Genomic DNA, 19830 nt, shown 5'->3' with positions numbered 1-19830 from the left:
GGCCTACCCGGCAGGCAACCGTCCCGCACCCGTCCCCTGCCGCCCGCGGCGTCACGCGTGGTGTCGTGGACGGCCCTCGGGCCGGGCTCTTCTCGCTCCCCTCGCTCGTGGCTCTGTCCACACCTCGCTCACGCCTCACTCCTCTCCTCTGTGCCCTTCGCTTCTCTCCCTGTTCCTCTCGCTCCTCCTCACTCGTCATCTCGTCTCGGCGGCCGGCGGCCCATTCGTCCTCGTCCTGCCGCCGCCGGAGGACGCAGTTCCCCACCGCGCCTGAGGTCAGCCGCCCCCGTCCTGTCGCCCCATTGCCGGCCTGATGACCCGGTTCGGGGCTTTCGGGCACCGCCGCCCCGTCCCGGCACTTCCCCGCCCTCCTGGTTCTCCGGGCGCGGAATCAGCATTCGGAGGATCTTCACAGTGCGTGATGACTAGATTGCGAGACGTGTTCGCGTTCGTTGGCCGCGTTCGGGTTTGGGCGCGGTCGCTCTGAAACGGGGTACGGGATGGCTGCGCAGTCCAGGTTGAAGCCGAGGCCCAAACGCCGGCTGAGGGTCACCCGCCGGTCGGTGCGGGCGGGTCTGGCCGCATTGACGGCCGGCGTCGTCGTATTCGGCAGCACGGCGGGCCCCGCGTTCGCGGCAATGGCCAACGGAAGCGGCCAGAACGCAACCGGCTCGGGCACAGCGGGTGACGCGTCAGCGACCCACGGCGCCGACTCCCCCGGCGCCGCCTCTCACCGAGGTGCATCGACAGCGAGGAAGTCCTCGACCACGGGCCAGTCATCGCCGGGCAGCTCCTCCGGAACCCGCCGGGCGACCGGGGCATCGTCTTCGGGCACGGCGAGTTCCAACGGCACGGCAGGCTCCAACGGCACGGCGGGCTCCAACGGCACGACCGGCTCGCACGGCGCCCCGGTCGAGCGGCCGGACTATGTCGCCGACGACGCCCGGTCCATCACCTCGAGCGAGGGCGGCTCGACAACCGCGAAGCGCACCTCGTCCGCGCACACCGCCTCGAGCGACACCACCCGCTGCAAGATCGAAGACACGCAGCGCAACAAGCAGAACACCGGCAGCCAGACAGCCCGAACGAATACCGAGTGCGCGAACGCCACCACGGACGGCAACTCCGGCGGCTGGGGGCAGCAGGGCGACAAGGACACGAACGGCGGCTGGGGCCGGCAGGTCGACTCGTCCTCGAGCAACGGGCACACGGGTAACGCCACTACGGGCAACACCGCCGCGGGCAACGGCGCTTCGGGCAACGCCGCCGCAGGTAACGGCACTTCGAGCAACGCCGCCGCAGGTAATAGCACTTCGGGCAACGCCGCCGCGGGTAACGGCACCTCGGGCAACGGCGCTTCGAACAACAGCGCTTCGGGCAACGGCGCTTCGAACAACAGCGCTTCGGGCAACGGCGCTTCGAACAACAGCGCTTCGGGCAACGGCGCTTCGAACAACAGCGCTTCGGGCAACGGCGCTTCGAACAACAGCGCTTCGGGCAACGGCGCTTCGAACAACAGCGCTTCGGGCAACGGCGCTTCGAACAACAGCGCTTCGGGCAACGGCGCTTCGAGCGGCACAGGGGCGCACAACGCCGGAGCCGCTGACCGCGCGTCCGGCAACGGCGGGATCGCCGGCAACGCGTCCGGCAACGCCGGCGCCCGGAACGGCACCGCGTCGGGCAACAACGGCACCGCGGGGAGCGGCACCGGGGGGAACGGCGCCGCGGGCGCTGCCATGGCCGGTAACGGCGGGGCAGCCAACGGTTCGTCCACTGCGGGCGGAACGGCCGCCTACGGTGCCAGCACAGCGGGTAACGGCTCGTACACGGACTATGTGCCCGACGGGTCCACCGGCGCTGCGGGCGCCAATGGCACGGACGGCACCGCCGGGGCGAACGGCGCTCGCGGCACCAGCGGGACCGGTGCGGCAGTCGGCATCAACGGCGCCGGCGCGGCGAATGGTGCCGCGGCGCAGGTCCCGCAGGACCAGCAGGCCCAGGCCCAGGCCGAGGCCCACGCCGAGGCCCAGGCCCGGGCGCGCGCCCAGGCTCAGGCCCGCGCGTGGGCACAGGCGCGGGCGCAGGCCGCCGCGAACGGACGGCCGTACGCGGACACGAACAGTGACGCTCTCGGCACCGACAAGCGCGGTGCCGGACGGGACGGTGACGCGCTCCGGGCGATACCCAGCGTCATCGCGGGCCTGCTCGCGGCGACCGGCGGTGACGGCGCGGCCGGCGAGACCCTCGACGCACTCGGGCGCGGCGCCGGAGCCGGCCGCGACACGGACCGGCTCACGACCGGCGACCGGTCCGGGGACACCGACCAGCGCGGGTATGCGAGCCGGTCCGGGGATACCGACCAGCCCGGGTATGCGAGCCGGCCCGGGGATACCGACCAGCCCGGGGGTTCGAACCGGCCCGCGAACGCCGTCGGCGGCGCCGCGCCGAGTGGGCCTGGCAGCGGCGTGTACGTGCCCGGCGTTTCCGCGCCCGGTTTCGGAGCCCGGATCGAGGCCATCCCCGCGCCACCCTCCGGCGTGCACGTCGAGCCGCTCGGGTCCGGCATCAGGGTCACCTGGACGCACTCGGGCGAGAACGTCAATCACTATCTGGCGACCGCGTACGACTCGAGCGGTAACGCCGTCGGCAACTGCACCAGCAACGATCCGGGCCTGACGACCTGTGACATCGTCAACGGCATCCAGTCGGGCGGGTCGTACACGGCGGGTGTCCTCGCGTACGGCTCGGCGGACGCGAGCGAACCGTCCAGCGAGGTCACCTCGGGCAGCACAGTCACGGTCGGGCCGCCCGCGGCGCCGAGCGGGGTCCACGCCGTGGGTGTGTCGCCGACGTCGCTGGCCGTGTCGTGGACGGCGTCGTCCTCGGCGAGCAGCGCGATCGACCACTACGTGGTGGTGTCGGACCAGGACGCCTCGAAGGGTTGCGTCACCACCAACGGGAGCACGCTGCACTGCCTGGTCGACACGCTCAGCGCCGACACGGCCTACAGCTTCAAGGTGACGGCGGTGGGGTCGGACCAGAGCGGCGACTCGGAACCGAGCGCGTCCTCGGATCCGGTCACGCCGGGCGCGCCCGACGCGCCGACGAACGTGATGGCCGTGCAGAGCGGGGCCAACACGCTGCGAGTCAGCTGGACGGCGCCGGCGCAGACGCGGGCCGGCGTGGCGAAGTACGTGGCGGTGGCGGTCGAGGACGCGGGCATGACCTGCGACACCCACGACGGCGGCAGCACCTCGTGCGACATCGGCAACCTGACGCCGGGCGGCACCGGGTACACCTTCCGCGTCCAGGCCAAGGGCATCAACTCCAGCGGCGACTCCGCCTGGTCCGCGGCCTCACCGGCGACCGTGGTGGCCGAGCCGCCGGCCGCGCCGACGGGCGTGACCGTGACGCCGGGTGACGGCTCGCTGCTGGTGCAGTGGACGGCTCCGGTGAACCAGGGCTCGGGCATCGACAGTTACACGGTGTGGACGGCTGAGGACCACACGCTCACGTGCGGGCCGGTCGACAACACCCAGCATCAGTGCACGATCACGGGCCTGACCAATGGCACGCCGTACACGGTGCAGGTCGCGGCGGTCGGCAGCGGCAACTCCGGCACCTCGGACTGGGCGTCGGCCACGGCGGCGACCCCCAGCAAGGCCCCGGACGTCCCGGGCAGCGTGACGGCGACGGCGAAGGCGGAGTCGATCTGGGTGAGCTGGACGCCGGGCGACCCGGGTTCGGGCGTCGCGAAGTTCCGGGCGACGGCCACCGCGCACGGTGACACGAAGGCCTGCGAGGCCGCGGCGAACGCGACCGGCTGCCTGATCACCGGGCTGACGGCGGGCACCGAGTACAGCGTCACCGTGCAGGCCCTCGGCCAGTACGGCCGCGACTCCCAGTGGGCGCCCGTGACCGCCGCGACCCCGACGTCCATGACGCTGCCGGCCGACGTGCCGCCGAGCGCCGGGCACGTGGACAGTTCCAGCGGCACCGACGTCGCCCCGGGCGAGTCGATCACGCTGAGCGGCACCGGGTACGCGCCGCACACGACGATCACCGTGGTGATTTACTCGGCGCCGCAGACAATGGCCACGACGACGACCGACGGCAGCGGCGCGTTCAGCGTCTCGGTGACGGTCCCGGCCGGGTACGCGGGTTCGCACACGCTGGTCGCCTCGGGCGTGGACAGCACGGGTACTCCGCGCTACCTCACGCTGGGCGTCGACGTCACCGAGCACGCGGGCGGCGAGCCGGCCCACCCGGCCGCGCCGATCGGTCACGACGGGACGACGGACGGTCATGCGAGCGCGAGCGACACCATCGGAAGCCTCGCCGTGACGGGCGATCCGATCGCCAGCATCGCAATGTTCGGCCTGTGCCTGCTGCTGGCCGGCCTCGCGTTCGTGACACTGTCGCGGCTGCGGTTCGCGGTCGACGCGTCGGCGGGCGGCACGGACCGGACTGCGTAACCGGGCGGCACGGACCGGACCGCGTAACCGGGCGGCACGGACCGGACCACGTAACCGGGCGGCACGGACCGGACCACGTAACCGGGCGGCACGGACCGGACCACGCAACCGGGCGGCACGGACCGGATCGCGCAGGCCGGAAGAGACAACACCACAAGCCGGACGGCAGCACACCGCGCGGCGCTCCGGGCGCTGCGGCCGCAACCAGCTCCACGCGGCCGCAGCGCTCTTGTGCAGGCGGTGGGCGATTCGGAAATCTGGGCGGTTCGCGCGGGAGTCGTCACCGCCCAGCACAGTGCGCGCATCAGACCACGATGCGCGACGCGGCGGTGGCGCTCAGTGGCCGTTGCTCGAGTCGCGGGAGGACGCGCAGGCGAGGACTGGGCGTGAACAGGCGAGCACGTGATGCGACGCCGACGACGACCGCGACGACAGTGGCAGCGACGACGACAGCCACACCGGCAACAGCGGCAAGCGACAGCGACGTCAAGGACGGCAGCGACAGCGACGACGGCAGCCACACCGGCAACAGCGGCAAGCGACACCGGCAACAGCGGCAACAGCGGCAAGCGACAGCGACGTCAACGACGGCAGCGATAGCGACGACGGAAGCGACTGCGACGACGGCAGCGACGTCAGCGACAGAGCGACAGCGACGACGGCAGACACACCGGCAGAGACACGGGCAGCGGCGACGGCAGCAACGACGACAGCGGTACCGGCAGCGACGGAGACCGAGCAGACAGAGGCCGAGCGGACAGAGGGGGCGCCCGTGCTGGGCGCCCCCAGTTCAGCTTCCCGCTTCGGCGTGGAACCGTTCGACGATGTCGGCGCGAATCCGGCCGCGATCGGAGACCTCGAGCCCTTTACTCTGCGCCCACTCACGGATCGCCCGGTTCTGCTCCCGCTCCGCGCGGGCCGACAGCACCGGCCGGCCGCCGCGCCCGCGCACCGGCACGGGAGCCGCCGGCGCCCGGCCGAGCTTGGTCGCGGCCGTGACGAAGGGCGCGAGAGCGTCGCGCAGTTCGGCAGCGTTCTTCGCCGACAGATCGATGGTGTATTGCACGCCGTCGAGGCCGAAGCTGAGGCTCTCGTCGGCGAGGCCGCCGTCGAGGTCGTCGATCAGCTCATGTATCACGCGTCTGGCCATGGCGTTGCTGCCCTCCGAGAAGAATACGGGGAGTGAAATCCCGTGGCCCGCACCGCGCCGTCAGAGCCGGTGAAATCGGTCAGACGGGCAGTGAGAGGCACGGAACGGTCGTCGCAGCCTACTGCAACGCTCACGGAAGGCAACCGGCGCCCTCGATGGCCGCACCCCGCATGACGAGCCGCGCGACCACGGCGAGCACCAATCCGATCGACGCAACGTGACGGTCCCCACATCGACGGCCGGCCGTCGAGGCAGTGACCGAACGCGACGGCGCCACCACGCGGCGCATGGTCGCGCCAGCCCACGCAGCGTGACCGGCGACAGCAAAGACGGCGTCACGGCCGGGCTCAGCACACCCCCGACGGAACACGTCAGCCAGCAGCCGCCACTTCACCTCCGCGCCGGCAACCGCCGCAGGCGACGGCCACCACGCACCGGAAACCACGCGCAACACCACTGCGCGAAACAAAAAGTGCCAAAAGGACAATTCCGCGCCAAGAGACGGCGGCCCCCTGCACGCCAAGGGCTCGCTCGCCGCGCCATGCGGCGCGGCGAGCGAGCCCGGCGACGACCGATCAGACGGCGGCGGCCCGTGCCCGCTGCGCCTCGCGCCGCTCGACGAACCGCGCGGCCTGCGTATCCAGGTCGGTCATGAACTTCACGAGCTCGTCCCGAGCCGCGGCACCGTCCCCGGAGAGATCCCGGTCGAACGCGCGCACCTGCCGCAGCACCGGCGTGAGCACATCGTCGTGGTGCAGCCGCAGGTCGTAGATGCCGGCCTTCGCGATCTGCACGGACTTGCGCCCGAAGTTCTCGATCGTGTGCCCGGGCATCTGGAACGACGTCGCCACCCTGGTCAGCGCCCGCATCGTGGTGTTGGGCGCGAGGTCGAACGCCGCCTGGAGCAGGTTGCGGTAGAAGATCATGTGCAGGTTCTCGTCGGCGGCGACCCGGGCGAGGAGCTGCTCGCACACCGGGTCGCCGGAGACCGTGCCGGTGTTGCGGTGCGACACGCGGGTCGCGAGCTCCTGGAACGAGACGTAGGCGACGGATTCGATCAGCCCGTCGTACGAGTTGTGGAAGCCGCCCTCCATGTGCGTCATCCGCGCCCGCTCCAGCTCGACCGGGTCGACCGCACGCGTAGCAAGCAGGTAGTCACGGATCGCGATGCCGTGCCGGCCCTCCTCGGCGGTCCATCGGTGCACCCAGGTCCCCCACGCTCCGTCACGGCCGAACACCGTGGCGATCTCGTGGTGGTAGCTGGGCAGGTTGTCCTCGGTGAGCAGGTTGACGACGAGGGAGATGCGGGCGACCTCGGACAGCTTCGACTGCCCCGGCTCCCACGCCTCGCCGCCGAGCACACCGTCGAAGTTGCTGCCCTCGCTCCACGGCACGTACTCGTGCGGGAACCACTCCTTGGCCGTGGCCAGGTGGCGGTTGAGGTTGGCCTCGACGACGGGTTCGAGCTCGCGCAGCAGCACGAGCAGGTCGGTGGGTTCGGCCGGGGTCACTGGGCCTCCGATTCGTAGACGGCAGGAAGGGGTGCGGTCCCGCCCAGATGCGCGGGGAGCCACCAGGTGTCATCGGGGCCGTCGGGCTGCTGCGGGTACGACCGCTGCGCCTTTTCGAGCATCGACGTCATCCGCGCCCGCAGTTCAGCGGTCACGGCGTCTTGATTGTCGCGCCGTTGGGGGCGAAGGGGCTCACCCATGATGATGCTGATCGCGACGCCACGCTTCGTGAGGTTACGGGGCTGCCCCTTGGTCCAGAAGCGCTGGGTGCCCCAGAGCACCATCGGCACGAGCGGGGTGCCGGTGGACGCGGCGAGCCGGGCGGCGCCGCTCTTCAGGTCCTTGATCATGAACGACTGGCTGATCGTCGCCTCAGGGAACACGCCGACGACCTCGCCCCCCTTGAGCGCGGTGAGGGCGGCCTTGTACGAGGCCATGCCGGCGTCGCGGTCGACCGGGATGTGGTGCATGCCGCGCATGAGCGGGCCGCCGATGGGGTGCCGGAAGATCGAGTCCTTGGCCATGAACCGCACCAGGCGCCTGTTCTTGCGGGCGCCCAGGCCGCAGAAGATGAAGTCGAGGTACGAGATGTGGTTGCAGGCGATCACGGCGCCCCCGGTCGCGGGCACGTGCTCCTCGCCCTCGATCGTGATCTTCATGTTGAGCGCGCGGAACATCGTCCGCGCGAACCCGATCACCGGGGGGTACACCACATCAGCCATGCACTAACGCTAGCGGTCATGGTGTGCGCACACCCGGTACCCTGCCTCAAGACCATCTGACTTCCCAGGGAGTTCACAGTGCAGGACGAGGTGCTGGAGCCCGCCGCGCCCGCAGAGCGAACCGACGACGGCGCGGAACAGGACGCGCCCGGCGTCGAGGTGGAGGTCGTGGTCGTCGAGGAGCCGTCGCGCTTCGGCAAGCCAGGGCCGCCGATGCGCCGCTCGCCGCTGGTCATCGGATTCACCGCCGGGCTCGGCCTGCTGCTGGCCTACAGCGCCTACCTCGCGGCCCAGAACGTCCGCTCGATCCTCGTCCTCATCTTCATCGCGATGTTCCTGGCCATCGGTTTGAACCCCGCAGTCGTACGGCTGGTGCAGTGGGGCGTACCCCGCGGGCTCGCGGTCGCCGCGGTCGGCATCGGCGCGATGCTGGTGCTGTGCGGCGGCATCGTGGCGCTCATTCCGCCGCTGGTGCAGCAGAGCAACGACCTGGTCGAGAACCTGCCCCACTACATCGACAATCTGCAGCGCAACGACCAGCTGAACAAGCTCAACGACGACTACCAGCTGCTCGATCAGCTCAAGAGCGTCGCCACCGCCGGAAACGTCACGAAGGCACTGGGCGGGGTCTGGGGCGGGGTCCAGGTCGCGTTCTCGGCGGTCTTCAACATCTTGACGGTCATCATTCTCACGCTGTACTTCATGGCCGCCTTCGACCGCCTGAAGGAGGGCGGCTACAAGCTCGTCCCCGCGACCCGCCGCGAGCGCGTGCGGCTGCTCGGCGACGAGATCCTGGCCAAGGTGGGCGCCTACCTGGGCGGCGCGCTGGCGATCGCGGTGGTCGCGGGGATCTCGTCGTTCGTGTTCCTGCTCATTCTCGGGATCGCCTATCCGTACGCCCTCGCCGTCCTCGTCGCCATCACCGACCTCATCCCGCAGATCGGTGCGACGCTCGGCGCGGTCGTGGTCTGCGTCGTCGGGTTCGCGACCTCGCTGCAGGCCGGCATCGCGTGCGTCATCTTCTTCGTCGTCTACCAGCAGGTCGAGAATTACCTCATCTATCCCACGGTGATGCGCCGCGCCGTGAAGGTCTCCGACCTCGCCGCCATCATTTCGGTCCTCGTCGGCGTGGCCCTCATGGGCGTGGTCGGCGCGCTCATCGCCATTCCCGTCGTCGCCGCGATTCAGCTCATCTTCCGCGAGGTCGTCATTCCGCGGCAGAACGCGCGCTGATGTTCTGAGAATGCGGAATACAGGTACACTTCGGCCATGCACGACGAGCCGGCCCGCGGACCCCTGGCCTATCTGGCCCGCCCGCACCGCCCTGCGCTCGTCGCCCGCACCCTCGATGAGCTGCGCGGACCCGTGCGCGGCATCGTCGAACTGCCGCAGCGGCTCATGTGGAACCCGCAGCGCGCGTTCGACCTCGACAACCACGACCTGCTGCTGTGGATGTACGAGAACGTCCTGCGCGAGGCGATCCGCCACGACGAGCTGCGCCGCTTCCTCAACAAGAAGCTCCTGGTGCGGGTCTGGCCGGAGCTGAACCTGCCCCAGGGCGTGCGCCACGCGTGGGAGGCCCGCCACGCGGCCCTGCGCAGCCGGTGACGTCGTCGCAACGCCCGCGTTCGTCGGCCTCTACCGGCGGCGGTGCATCGTCTCCGCCGGCCGTCACGGGCGATCCCGGCCGCCATGCTGTCGGTGACGTAGCCGTGACGGCGCGACCGGCGCCGTCACCGGCACGCGCGGAGGGTTGTGCGCCCCAGGCCCGCCCGTCCGCCGGCCTCGGCCTCCCGCAGGCTTGCGCTCCAATGCGCCCCGCACCCTCGCCATCACACCCGGTATCCGCGACCGCCTCGCCCGGCATCGCCGGCATCCGGTGACGCCAGGTGATCCCCTTCTACACCGATGTGGCCCGAGTCGCCCTGGCCGTAGCCGAGCGGCACGGCTTCGTCCTGGGCGGCGGCTTCGCCTGGCTCATGAACGGCCTGGTCGAACGCCCGACCGAGGACGTCGACCTCTTCACCGACACCGACGGCGCGGCCGGGGCGGCCGCCGACGCGGTCTGCGCGGCCCTGCGCGAGGCCGGGTACACCGTCCACGAGGAGGAGGCCGACGACCTGCTGGAGCTGTTCGCCGGCTTCGACCAGCGGGAGTTCACGGTGGGTGACGGCACGCAGACGGTACGGCTGACCCTCTCCCGCCTGGACCGCCAGCACAGCCCTGTGATGATGGACGTCGGCCCGGTGATGCACCTGGACGACCTGATCGCCACGAAGGTCGCGGCGCTGATCAACCGCCGCGAGGTACGCGACTACATCGACGTCGCGGCGGCGATGGAGCGCTACTCGGTGGGCCGGCTGCTCGAATTGGCCCGCCGCCAGGACCCGGCCCTCGAGTTCGCCGACGTGGTCGCCGCGGGCCGCTACCTGGACCGCCTCGACGACGGGCGGTTCGCGTTCTACGGCTTGGACGAGCAGCGCATCGCCGCCCTGCGCCTCCGTCTGCGCGACTGGCCCCGCTGACCAGCACTCCCGCACGAACCGCGCACCGCCGCACGAACCACGCCGCTCCACGGCCCCCGGCACCACGTCAGGCGCGCCTCGCCGTCTTGCACCACCTGCGCTGCTCACACGCCTCGCCAACCCGCACCAACGGCAACCCGACCGGCCCTCTGAGCGGCCCTCTGAGCGGCGCTTCCGCACCTGCCTCGCCGCCCTGCGCCACCCGGCCGCGCGACTGGCCCGAATAACCGGCCCCGCCATCCGAACGCTGACGTGTTCTGATCACCTCACGGAGCGCTCAACGCGCAGCGGCCGTAGCCATCACGTGCGCGAAACCGCGCAGCGTCCGGTCAACCTGACGGGTCGCAGCCTGCCCGGTGGTGGTGAGGTACGCGGACCCCGTCACCTCCATCCGCTCCCGCCCATTGCTCCCCAGCACCCGGGTGATCAGCACCTTGCCGACCCCGTCAACCTGCATCACGACCGGATGAGCCCGGTGCTCGCCGAGGTTGCAACGGTGACCCCTGGCGCACCAGGCCGGGTGCTCGTACGGACCCATGCACGACTTCCTTCACAGCGATCAAAAACGATTGACACTCCCGACGGTACGCACGCCTACCAGGACGAACTACGGATTGTGACGCGCACGACCACAGCGTCACCGGTTCGAGCGAAGGATCCTCGTGAACCGCGTCACGCGCCCTTCGGCATCACACGGCGACCGCTACCGTGGCCGGCTGCCGCGCCACCGCTGATCGATGAGGCGACGAACGCAGGCGGCGAACCGACCTGTCCCCTACCTTGGGCACGACGAGCTCGGGGGCGAAGACGACCTCCTGATGCAACCAGTCACACGCGAGGCGTCAACTCGGCCCGTTCTCGTGCCGCCACTGTCCGACGAGGCCGCGGAAGTGAGCGATGAAGCGCTCGTGCTCGTGCTCCGGATAGGTCGCGCGGACGGTGCTCACCAGGAGGTCGTCGAACTCCGCGGAGGCGACCCACTCCGCGACGAGCCCGGGGACGTGCCGCAGGGTGGTGTCGCAGAACTCGCGGTAGCGGTCGACGTCGAAGTACTCGTCGGCGAGCGCCCGGTAGCCGCGCAGCTTCTCGCGGTAGTCCGGCGTGTTGTCGCCGATCTCGAAATAGCGCGCCGAGTCCATGTCCAGCCGCGGACGCCGGCCGGTCACCACGCAGAACGCCGACCAGCGCAGCAGCGCCGTCATCGCCCACGGAAAGTAGTAGTGCAGGCTCGTCAGCGCGACATCCGGGCAGGCGTTGGCGTAGTCGATCGGATACACCACACCGTCACGAACCAGGCACTCGCAGGAGTTGAACTCCCAGCGGAAGAACGCGTTGACGAGCCGCGAGATCGTCACGACCTCGTCTCCCACCTCGTCGGTGAGGAACCCGTGCGCGACCTCGTACCGCTCGTGCATCGGCAGCGAGGGCCGGAACTTCATGACCATCGTCTCGGGGCCGACCGACAGCGACCGCGTGAACACGTCGTAGTGCTCGACCGACTGCTGCAGGTGCATGAGCCGCTCGCCCGACTGGTCGTAGGCGGCGTGCAACTGTTCGCTGTCGGCAACACGGGACACCCCGACCCAGGCGCCGCCGTCGTACGGCTTCATGAACAGCGGGTACCCGAGCCGCTCGGCCACGGCGTCGAGGTCGAACGGGCGGTTGTAGCGCTCGGCGGTGTACGCCCACTTCGCGTGGTCGACCGGGTTCTTGTAGGGCACGAGCACCGTCTCGGGCACGTGCAGCCCGAGCCGCATCATGGCGCAGTAGGCGGCGTGCTTTTCCATGGACTGGAACGTGAACGGGCTGTTGAGCAGGTACACGTCGTCCATGAGCGCGATCTTCTTGAGCCACTCGCGAGGGTGGTAATACCAGTACGCGAGCCGGTCGATGACCAGCTGATGCGCCGGACGGTCACGAAGACTGAACGGTTCGATGGTCACCCGCTCGGTCCGCAGCCGATGCCGGCTCCCATCACCAGCCGTGATTGTCCCGAGCCGCCCGGCAAGCGTCTCGTACGCTCGCGGCCAGTCCTGCTCCGTCCCGAGCAGCAGCCCGACGAGATGCTCCCGCACTCCCGCCCCGCCGCTCTCCCCCGCCGCCATCGCATCGACCCCGCGCTGCCGCGGGACGCCGCCACCCGACCACACGCCGGCCGGTGCATCACCTTCGGCCGGGGTCGCGACGCCGGCACTCGCCGTGGCCGCGGCAGGAACCGGCATGCCGTCGTGCGCGGCAGGCGCACTCCCCGACACCGCGGCAGGAACTGGCATTTCGCCGCGCCCGGCAGACGCACTCCCCAACACCGCAGCGGCAACCGGCACCCCGCCGCGCCCGGCAGGCGCCGCAAGGGACAGCGTGGCGTCGAGCCGAAGCGACGCGGAGGCATCCGCCGTCGTCGCCTGGCGCCATGACGGAGGGTCGATCAGGTCGCCGGCCGCCGGTGGCGATGCCGGTCCGGCCGCCACTGGTGGCGCCGACTGCGGGTCGGCCGCCGCACGCGAAGCGGGGTCCACCAGCTCAGATCGGAACGGTGCCGCGAGCGGGTCAGGCGTCGCCGGCGATGCCGAGCCCGCCAAGTCCGACCGCAACGATGCCGCGAGCTGGCCGGCCGCCATCGGCGACGGGGCCACTGGTGGGCCGGCCGGTGCTGAGCGGGTCGGCGCCGCTCGCAACGGGGCCGCCGGCGCGTCAGCCGCTGCTGGGCCGGTCTGCGCCGCCTTCCAAGGCGCCTCGAGGGAGTCAGCCGCTGCCGTTGGCGCCGGGCGCAGCGATGCCGAGGTGGTGACGGTGGGTTCCGGAGTGGTCATCGTTGACCTCCCGCAAGAGGCGGTGCAGGTGGGGATCGAGTGCGTCACGCCAGGTGGTCATCGAGTGACCGCCCGGCACCTCGAGCAGTGGCACCCCGAGGCGGGTGGCCATCGCCCGGTTGTTGAGCAGGTTCTCCTCGTCCCGACCGCACGTCAAGACGACGCGGCATCCGACGGGGCGGGCGCTCTGGACGAAGGCGAGGATGCGGCGAAACCACGGAAAGCCCGACTCCTGCGGGTCGAGCTCGGCGGTGAAGTAGCTCCCGGACTGCAGGAACAGCCCGGCGAAGCTGCCGGGACAGTGCATCTCGGCGTGCAGAAGGGCGAGCGCGCCCAGGCTCGCGCCGAGAGCGACGACCGGGCCCGGGGGCAACTTCGGTAACACATCGTGGACGAGGGCGGCGGCGTAGGCGGGATTCGCCGAGTACCACTCGCTGCGACTGCCCGGCGACAGCAGCGCGACGTGTTCGTGGGGGAACCGGGTGGTGAGGCCGGCGACTCGCTCGAACTCCGGGCCATCGTGCACCACCAGCACCATGCCGCTCGCCGGACGTGCCGACGGCGCCACGATCCGCGACTGGATCGTCACGCACGAGTCACGGGCCACTCACGCACCATAGGACAGGTGATCGCTCGGCGCAGGGCTGGCGGCCAAGTCACGCACCGCCCGGCAGGCGATCGCTCGGCGCGGGCACGGGCGGCACGGGCAAATTCACGCATTGCAGAGCCGGGCACGCAGGGCGAGGCGGGCGCCCTCACCATACGCAGCGTCACGGGCAAGTCTCGCGCAGTGCACGTCACGTGATAGTCCGGCGCCAGGCATGCCGCGCCGACCGGGCTGGACTCAGAGCCGGCGGCTACGCCACGGAGCCGGGGACGGGTCCCCGGAGCCAGCAGATGCGCCACGGAGCCGGGAACGGGTCCGCGGAGCCAGCGGATACGCCACGGAGCCGGGAACGCGTGGGGAGGGAGCGTGGAGCGGCCGGCGAAGGTTGGGGAGTTGGGGAGGCGTCCAGCGCGGGAGCCGAGGAAGACCAGGAGGGAGTCCCCGGAACTCACGCGCCGAACGGCAGGTGATTGTTCGGTGCTGGACTCACGGGCGACGGCGGCGCCTCGGGCATGACGAGCCACAGGATCGGGTACGCCAGGACGGCGACGCCGCCGGTCAGCAGGATGGACAACAAGAACACGGCGCGGACCATCGTGGCGTCGGTGCCCAGGTACTCGGCGATGCCGCCCAGCACGCCGGCGACGGTCCGGTCGGATCGCGATCGGCGAAGCGGCTTGATTTCGGTCATGTCTGCAAGGTTGCCCGCCGAAGTGCCCCGACGACCTCCGGTGACGCCCGGAGGTACCCCTGAGTCCTCACCCCGACGGTGTCACGGCGTGCCGGGATCGTCACTCGTTGGCCACCCCTGGCGCTGGTCACCGCGGCGGGACCACCAGATCGTGCCGGTCCGGCATCAGCCACAGGGCCAGCCTCGGCGCGCACGCTTGGTGAGCGGGTGTCGACGGAGGGGAAGGATCGATGCCGGGCTGATGACCAGGCACGCAATTCGTTGTTGCGTACCGGGCGGGACGTCCCGGACATCTCTACCCTGGCCCGCATGACGACCCCTCCGCTGGAAGAGCCACCCGCTCCCTCCCCCGAGCCCGATCCGAACATCGGCGAGCTCGTCGAGCTCGAGCGCAGCACCGTGACCGTCGCCCGGTACGCGGACTATGCCGGTGCGCAGCAAGCCGTCGACTACCTGTCCGACAACGGGTTCCCGGTGGAGCGGACCGCGATCATCGGGACCGATCTGCGACTCGTCGAGAACGTGCTCGGGCGGCTCACCGTCGGCCGGGCCGCGCTGGCCGGCGTCGCCAGTGGGGCCTGGTTCGGGCTCTTCGTCGGCATCCTGTTCACGCTGTTCAGCAACTCGAGCTGGATCGGCGTGCTGCTCACGACGATCCTGGTCGGCGCGCTGTGGGGTGGCGTGTTCGGGGCCATCGCGCATGCGCTCACCGGCGGGCGGCGGGACTTCACGTCGCGCAGTTCTCTGCAGGCCGGGCAGTACGCGGTGACGGTCGAGGCCGAGTTCGCCGACGAGGCCCGCGTGCTCATCACCCGGCAGAACTGGCGCGCCGCGAACTGACCCACCGCATCCATGAGGCTGCGCGTCGTGTCGGCGCGCAGCCTGGACCAGTAGGCCGCGGCACAGAGAAGGTCGGAGCGCGCCGCCCAGAAGGTCGTAGGCAGAAGCCGGAGGAACGATCCGCGCCACGGCCGTCCGGTAGTGCAAGGCGGGTGGCCAGCTCACCCGGTGCCAGTCCGTCGTCGGACCGGAGCACCTCCAGGAGCGGCATGTGGAGCCGGCTGCCGAGGTCACACCCCGCACGGCATCCTAGGATACTAGGTTATGGGGGTGGCGAAGACTGCGCGGCGGCTTCCGGCAAGGAGGCCGCCGCGCAGTGGAGCGTTGGCTCAGCGTGCGTGACGCGGTGGGACGTCCGACGGGGCCGCCTCGCCCTCCGCCTCGTGGGCGCCGCCGCTCTCCAGGGCGTGCGTCGGCGCGTGGTCGCCCGAGGCCGCTACGGCCGCGGACTCATGAGCACCCCCGCCGTCCGAGGATTCCGCGCCCAGGACCGCCGCCGCCATGCCGCCGTTCGGTGACCCGGAGCCGCCGTTGGGTGACCCGGGCTGGGTCGCGCCGGCCGGGCTGAAGGCCTCGGCGGACGCCGAACCGGACGAGGCGGACGCCGTGCCAGAGGAGGCGGACCCCGAACCGGAGAAGGCGGACCCCGAACCGGAGGAGGACGAGGGCGGGCCGGACGCGGCGGCGTCCTCCGCGGCGCGCTGCTGGGCGGCCGACATGTTGCGCAGCGGGATCTCCGGCAGGAACAGGATGACGATCAGGCCGGCGACCATGATGCCCGCGGCCACCATGAACACGACGCTCATCGAGTCCGAGAAGCCGACCTTGAACGGGTGCGACAGGGCGGCGTCGAGCTTCTCCAGGAACGACGTGTCGTTGAAGCTGCTCGCCGAGCCCGACGTCGCGGTGTTCTGGATCTTCTGCAGCTGATCCGGATGGGCGCGGACCGCCTGCTGGAAGGCCGGGGTCGACTGGGCGTCGATGAAGGCGCCCTTGATCTTGTCCGGCAGGAGGCTGAAGAGCACCGACAGGAAGACCGCGGCGCCCAGGGTGCCGCCCATGGAGCGGAAGAACGTCACCGTCGACGTGGCGACGCCGATCTCGCGCGGGTTGGCCGCGTTCTGCACGGCGGTGATGACGGGCTGCATGTTGCCGCCGAGGCCGAGGCCCATCAGGGCCATGATGAGCATCGTGCGCCACAGCGGCGTGTCCGCGCCGATGCGCGAGAACAGCGCCAGCGCGGCGAGCATGAGCACGGAGCCGACGATCGGGAAGATGCGGTAGCGGCCGGTGCGGGCGATGGTCTGGCCGGAGACGATCGAGCCGGTCATGATGCCGAGCACGAGCGGCAGCAGCATCAGGCCGGCCTCGGTCGGGGTGGCGCCCTTCACGATCTGCAGGTACAGCGGCAGCGTGAGCAGACCGCCGAACATCGCCATGCCGAGGATGAAGCTCCCGGTCGAGGCGACCGAGAACGTGCGGCCCCGGAACAGCCGCAGCGGCAGCAGCGCCTCGTCCTTGTAGAAGGTCTCGGCGACGATGAACAGCACCAGGCCGACGAGGCCCACGCCGTAGCACAGCAGCGAGCGGCCGGAGCCCCAGCCCCACTCCCGGCCCTGCTCGGCGACGGTCAGCAGCGGCACCAGACCGATGATCAGCGCGACGGCGCCGGGCCAGTCGATGCGGTGGTCCTGGCGGCGGTGCGGGATGTGCAGCACGCGCATGACGACGATGAACGCGGCCAGGGCGATGGGCACGTTGATGTAGAAGATCCAGCGCCAGCCGGTGATGCCGACGATGTTGTCGGCGCCGGCGAAGAAGCCGCCGAGCACCGGGCCCAGCACGCTGGAGGTGCCGAAGACGGCGAGGAAGTAGCCCTGGTACTTCGCCCGCTCGCGGGGCGGCACCACGTCGCCGATGATGGCGAAGGCGAGCGAGAACAGACCGCCGGCGCCGATACCCTGCACGGCCCGGAATGCGGCCAGTTGGTAAATCGACGTCGCGATGCCGCACAGCACCGAGCCGACGATGAAGATGCCGATGGAGAAGAGAATGAACGGCTTGCGGCCGTAGATGTCGGACAGCTTCCCGTACAGCGGCGTGGAGATCGTCGAGGTGATGAGGAACGCCGTCGTGGCCCACGCCTGCAGCGAGAAGCCGCCCAGGTCGTCGGCGATCGTCCGCATGGCGGTCGACACGATGGTCTGGTCCAGCGCGGCCAGGAACATCGCCATCATGAGACCGACCAGAATCGTGACGATCTGGCGATGGGTCAGGGCGGTGTCTTCCCCCGCGGCCGCTGGTGCTGTTGCGCTCAAGGCGTCTCTCCTGTTAGAGCAAGCCGTTTCGATCCGATCGCGTTTCAGAATTCACGCTACTCCTCGGTTGCCGCAGGGGCGCGGCGACCTCCCCGAATGCGCAAGGGACACTGATACACCGGGAAGACACCGGGCGGCACGACGACGGAGGACGAACGAGCGTGGCAGCAACGCTGGTGGTCAAGGACCTCGCGGCCGGGCACGGCGACAAGGCGCTGTTCAGCGGGCTGGACCTGGTCGTCGCCCCCGGCGACGTGATCGGCCTGGTCGGCGTCAACGGGGCCGGCAAGTCGACGCTGCTGCGCACGGTGGCCGGGCTGCTCCCCCTGGAGCACGGCAACGTCCAGCTCAGCCCGCCGACGGCCACCATCGGGTACCTCCCCCAGGAGCCCGATCGCCATCCGGGTGAGTCGCTGCGCGCGTTCCTGGCCCGCCGCACCGGCGTCGCCGAGGCGCAGGCCCGCATGGACGCCGCGGCCGAGGCGCTCGGCGGCGACGAGCGGGCGGCCGAGGAGTACAGCATCGCCCTGGAACGATGGCTGGCGCTGGGCGGGGCGGACCTGGACGAGCGGGCCGGGGCGATCGCCGCCGACCTCGGGCTCGACGTCGACCTCGACCTGGAGATGACGGCGCTGTCCGGCGGTCAGGCGGCCCGGGCGAACCTCGCCAGCCTGCTGCTGTCGCGCTATGACGTCCTGCTGTGCGACGAGCCGACGAACGACCTGGACCTGGACGGGCTGCAGCGCCTCGAGACGTTCATGCGGTCGCAGAAGAACAAGAGCGTCGTGGTCGTCAGCCACGACCGGGAGTTCCTGACCCGCACCGCCACCGCGATCCTCGAGCTCGACCTGCACCAGCAGCTGGTGCGCTTCTACGGCGGCGGCTACGCGGCCTACCTCGAGGAGCGCGAGATCGCGCGGCGGCACGCGCGGGAGCAGTACGACGACTATGCCGAGCAGAAGTCCGACCTCGAGGCGCGCGCCCGCATGCAGCGCGCCTGGATGGAGAAGGGCGTCAAGAACGCCCGCCGCAAGCAGCCCGACAACGACAAGATCGGCAAGTCGAAGCGGATCGAGTCGACGGAGAAGCAGGCGGCCAAGGCGCGGCAGACCGAGCGGCTCATCGAGCGTCTGGAGGTCGTCGAGGAGCCCCGCAAGGAGTGGCAGCTGCGGATGGAGATCGCCGCGGCGCCGCGGGCCGGAGCGGTGGTCGCGACGCTTTCCCAGGCTGTCGTACGGCGAGGAGCCTTCACCCTCGGCCCCGTCGACCTGCAGATCGACTGGGCGGACCGGGTCGCGATCACCGGCGCCAACGGCTCCGGGAAGACCACGCTGCTCGGCGCGCTGCTGGGCCGGATCGCGCTGGCGGAGGGCCGGGCGCACCTCGGCCCCGGCGTCGTCGTCGGCGAGGTGGATCAGGCGCGGCGGATGTTCGAGGGCGAGGACTCCCTGCTGGACGCGTTTCGTCAGGCCGTACCGGAGCAGCATCCCGCGGATGTGCGGACCCTGCTGGCCAAGTTCGGCCTGCGGGCCGACCACGTGCTGCGCCCGGCCGCCAGCCTCTCCCCCGGCGAGCGGACCCGGGCCGCGCTCGCGCTGCTGCAGGGGCGGGGCGTGAACCTGCTGGTCCTCGACGAGCCGTCCAACCACCTGGACCTGCCCGCGATCGAGCAGCTGGAGTCGGCGCTGGACCACTACCCGGGCACGCTGCTGCTGGTGACGCACGACCGGCAGATGCTGGAGGCGGTGCACACGAACCGGCACATCCGCGTCGAGGACGGCAAGGTGACGGCGTCGTGAGCGAGCTGGCCGGCTTCTGGACCGAGCGCCACCTGTGCACCGCCACGACCGTCCGCCGGGACGGCACGCTGCACACCGTGCCGGTCGGGGCGACGTACGACCCGGAGACGGGCATCGCGCGCATCATCACGTCCGGCCGGTCGCAGAAGGTCCGCAACGTCGGGCACAACCCCCGGATCTCGATCTGCCAGGTCGACGGGCGTCGCTGGAGCACGCTGGAGGGCGAGGCGGTGATCAGCCGCAGCCCGCAGGACGTCCTCGACGCCGAGCAGCGCTACGCGCGCCGGTACAGGCAGCCGCGCGAGAACCCCGAGCGCGTCGTGATCATCGTCACGGTCACGCGGGTCCTGGGCACCTACCGCCCGGACCGGCTGCGCTAGGG

Annotated in this window: 16 protein-coding genes; 7 read left to right on the top strand and 9 right to left on the bottom strand. The window is 70.9% G+C overall.

The window, feature by feature from the left end; all coding sequences use genetic code 11:
- The first annotated feature begins 500 nt into the window (after window positions 1-500).
- The gene (locus tag ACQP2P_RS23955) at window positions 501-4475 is read left to right on the top strand and encodes a fibronectin type III domain-containing protein (RefSeq protein ID WP_433604182.1); all 3975 of its coding nucleotides are present in this window, start codon (window positions 501-503) and stop codon (window positions 4473-4475) included.
- A 304-nt stretch (window positions 4476-4779) separates the two neighbouring features.
- Here ACQP2P_RS23955 and ACQP2P_RS23950 read toward each other — a convergent pair whose 3' ends face one another.
- The 4 genes from ACQP2P_RS23950 to ACQP2P_RS23935 all read right to left on the bottom strand — a co-directional run bounded on the left by ACQP2P_RS23950 (window position 4780) and on the right by ACQP2P_RS23935 (window position 7858).
- Complete coding sequence (locus ACQP2P_RS23950) at window positions 4780-5004, bottom strand: hypothetical protein (RefSeq protein WP_433604180.1); 225 nt, start codon at window positions 5002-5004, stop codon at window positions 4780-4782.
- Between the two features lie 261 nt (window positions 5005-5265).
- Window positions 5266-5625: a histone-like nucleoid-structuring protein Lsr2 gene (locus tag ACQP2P_RS23945; RefSeq protein ID WP_433604178.1), complete on the bottom strand. Its 360-nt coding sequence runs from the start codon at window positions 5623-5625 to the stop codon at window positions 5266-5268.
- Window positions 5626-6200: 575 nt separating this feature from the next.
- Complete coding sequence (locus ACQP2P_RS23940) at window positions 6201-7136, bottom strand: acyl-ACP desaturase (protein WP_433604176.1); 936 nt, start codon at window positions 7134-7136, stop codon at window positions 6201-6203.
- Window positions 7133-7858 carry a lysophospholipid acyltransferase family protein gene (locus tag ACQP2P_RS23935; protein ID WP_433604174.1) on the bottom strand — a complete coding sequence of 242 codons (726 nt, stop codon included), beginning with the start codon at window positions 7856-7858 and terminating at the stop codon, window positions 7133-7135. The genes ACQP2P_RS23940 and ACQP2P_RS23935 overlap by 4 nt, the downstream gene beginning before the upstream one ends.
- Window positions 7859-8017: 159 nt before the next feature.
- Between ACQP2P_RS23935 and ACQP2P_RS23930 the strand changes: the two genes are divergently transcribed.
- The 3 genes from ACQP2P_RS23930 to ACQP2P_RS23920 all read left to right on the top strand — a co-directional run bounded on the left by ACQP2P_RS23930 (window position 8018) and on the right by ACQP2P_RS23920 (window position 10383).
- Window positions 8018-9091 carry an AI-2E family transporter gene (locus tag ACQP2P_RS23930; RefSeq protein WP_433619231.1) on the top strand — a complete coding sequence of 358 codons (1074 nt, stop codon included), beginning with the start codon at window positions 8018-8020 and terminating at the stop codon, window positions 9089-9091.
- A 36-nt stretch (window positions 9092-9127) separates the two neighbouring features.
- Window positions 9128-9466 (top strand): hypothetical protein, encoded by a 339-nt coding sequence (locus ACQP2P_RS23925; RefSeq protein ID WP_433604172.1) that lies wholly within the window; start codon window positions 9128-9130, stop codon window positions 9464-9466.
- 281 nt (window positions 9467-9747) lie between these two features.
- On the top strand, window positions 9748-10383 hold the full coding sequence (locus tag ACQP2P_RS23920; protein WP_433604170.1) for a nucleotidyl transferase AbiEii/AbiGii toxin family protein: 636 nt from the start codon (window positions 9748-9750) through the stop codon (window positions 10381-10383).
- A 277-nt stretch (window positions 10384-10660) separates the two neighbouring features.
- Here the strand turns inward: ACQP2P_RS23920 and ACQP2P_RS23915 are convergent, their stop codons facing one another.
- The 4 genes from ACQP2P_RS23915 to ACQP2P_RS23900 all read right to left on the bottom strand — a co-directional run bounded on the left by ACQP2P_RS23915 (window position 10661) and on the right by ACQP2P_RS23900 (window position 14491).
- On the bottom strand, window positions 10661-10921 hold the full coding sequence (locus ACQP2P_RS23915; RefSeq protein ID WP_433072914.1) for a hypothetical protein: 261 nt from the start codon (window positions 10919-10921) through the stop codon (window positions 10661-10663).
- A 304-nt stretch (window positions 10922-11225) separates the two neighbouring features.
- Window positions 11226-12605 (bottom strand): ATP-grasp domain-containing protein, encoded by a 1380-nt coding sequence (locus ACQP2P_RS23910; RefSeq protein WP_433604168.1) that lies wholly within the window; start codon window positions 12603-12605, stop codon window positions 11226-11228.
- A 520-nt stretch (window positions 12606-13125) separates the two neighbouring features.
- Entirely contained in the window at window positions 13126-13782 is a 657-nt protein-coding gene (locus tag ACQP2P_RS23905; RefSeq protein WP_433604166.1) for an alpha/beta hydrolase, read from the bottom strand.
- Window positions 13783-14248: 466 nt separating this feature from the next.
- Window positions 14249-14491, bottom strand: coding sequence for a PspC domain-containing protein (locus tag ACQP2P_RS23900; RefSeq protein WP_433604164.1), 243 nt, complete (start codon window positions 14489-14491; stop codon window positions 14249-14251).
- A gap of 309 nt (window positions 14492-14800) precedes the next feature.
- Between ACQP2P_RS23900 and ACQP2P_RS23895 the strand changes: the two genes are divergently transcribed.
- Complete coding sequence (locus tag ACQP2P_RS23895; RefSeq protein WP_433604162.1) at window positions 14801-15331, top strand: general stress protein; 531 nt, start codon at window positions 14801-14803, stop codon at window positions 15329-15331.
- A gap of 329 nt (window positions 15332-15660) precedes the next feature.
- Here ACQP2P_RS23895 and ACQP2P_RS23890 read toward each other — a convergent pair whose 3' ends face one another.
- Window positions 15661-17649 (bottom strand): MDR family MFS transporter, encoded by a 1989-nt coding sequence (locus ACQP2P_RS23890; protein ID WP_433604160.1) that lies wholly within the window; start codon window positions 17647-17649, stop codon window positions 15661-15663.
- 161 nt (window positions 17650-17810) lie between these two features.
- Here ACQP2P_RS23890 and ACQP2P_RS23885 point away from each other — a divergent pair, with 161 nt between their 5' ends.
- Together ACQP2P_RS23885 and ACQP2P_RS23880 are read left to right on the top strand one after the other, a co-directional pair.
- On the top strand, window positions 17811-19448 hold the full coding sequence (locus ACQP2P_RS23885; RefSeq protein WP_433604158.1) for an ABC-F family ATP-binding cassette domain-containing protein: 1638 nt from the start codon (window positions 17811-17813) through the stop codon (window positions 19446-19448).
- Window positions 19445-19828, top strand: a complete 384-nt coding sequence (locus ACQP2P_RS23880; RefSeq protein WP_433604156.1) for a pyridoxamine 5'-phosphate oxidase family protein — start codon at window positions 19445-19447, stop codon at window positions 19826-19828. Before ACQP2P_RS23885 ends, ACQP2P_RS23880 begins: the two co-directional genes overlap by 4 nt.
- The last annotated feature ends 2 nt before the right edge of the window (window positions 19829-19830 follow it).

Source organism: Dactylosporangium sp. CA-139114 (genome assembly GCF_050955725.1).
GTDB lineage: Bacteria > Actinomycetota > Actinomycetes > Mycobacteriales > Micromonosporaceae > Dactylosporangium.
Note: the sequence above shows the minus strand (reverse complement) of the source record. Positions and strands in the feature narration are given on the sequence as shown.

What these genes read in the sequence shown, in the direction of transcription:
- ACQP2P_RS23955 (WP_433604182.1), top strand. Translation starts at nt 501, where the DNA reads ATGGCTGCGCAGTCCAGGTTGAAGCCGAGGCCCAAACGCCGGCTGAGG.
- ACQP2P_RS23945 (WP_433604178.1), bottom strand. Translation starts at nt 5,625, where the DNA reads ATGGCCAGACGCGTGATACATGAGCTGATCGACGACCTCGACGGCGGC.
- ACQP2P_RS23935 (WP_433604174.1), bottom strand. Translation starts at nt 7,858, where the DNA reads ATGGCTGATGTGGTGTACCCCCCGGTGATCGGGTTCGCGCGGACGATG.
- ACQP2P_RS23925 (WP_433604172.1), top strand. Translation starts at nt 9,128, where the DNA reads ATGCACGACGAGCCGGCCCGCGGACCCCTGGCCTATCTGGCCCGCCCG.
- ACQP2P_RS23915 (WP_433072914.1), bottom strand. Translation starts at nt 10,921, where the DNA reads ATGGGTCCGTACGAGCACCCGGCCTGGTGCGCCAGGGGTCACCGTTGC.
- ACQP2P_RS23910 (WP_433604168.1), bottom strand. Translation starts at nt 12,605, where the DNA reads ATGCCGGTTCCTGCCGCGGCCACGGCGAGTGCCGGCGTCGCGACCCCG.
- ACQP2P_RS23900 (WP_433604164.1), bottom strand. Translation starts at nt 14,491, where the DNA reads ATGACCGAAATCAAGCCGCTTCGCCGATCGCGATCCGACCGGACCGTC.
- ACQP2P_RS23895 (WP_433604162.1), top strand. Translation starts at nt 14,801, where the DNA reads ATGACGACCCCTCCGCTGGAAGAGCCACCCGCTCCCTCCCCCGAGCCC.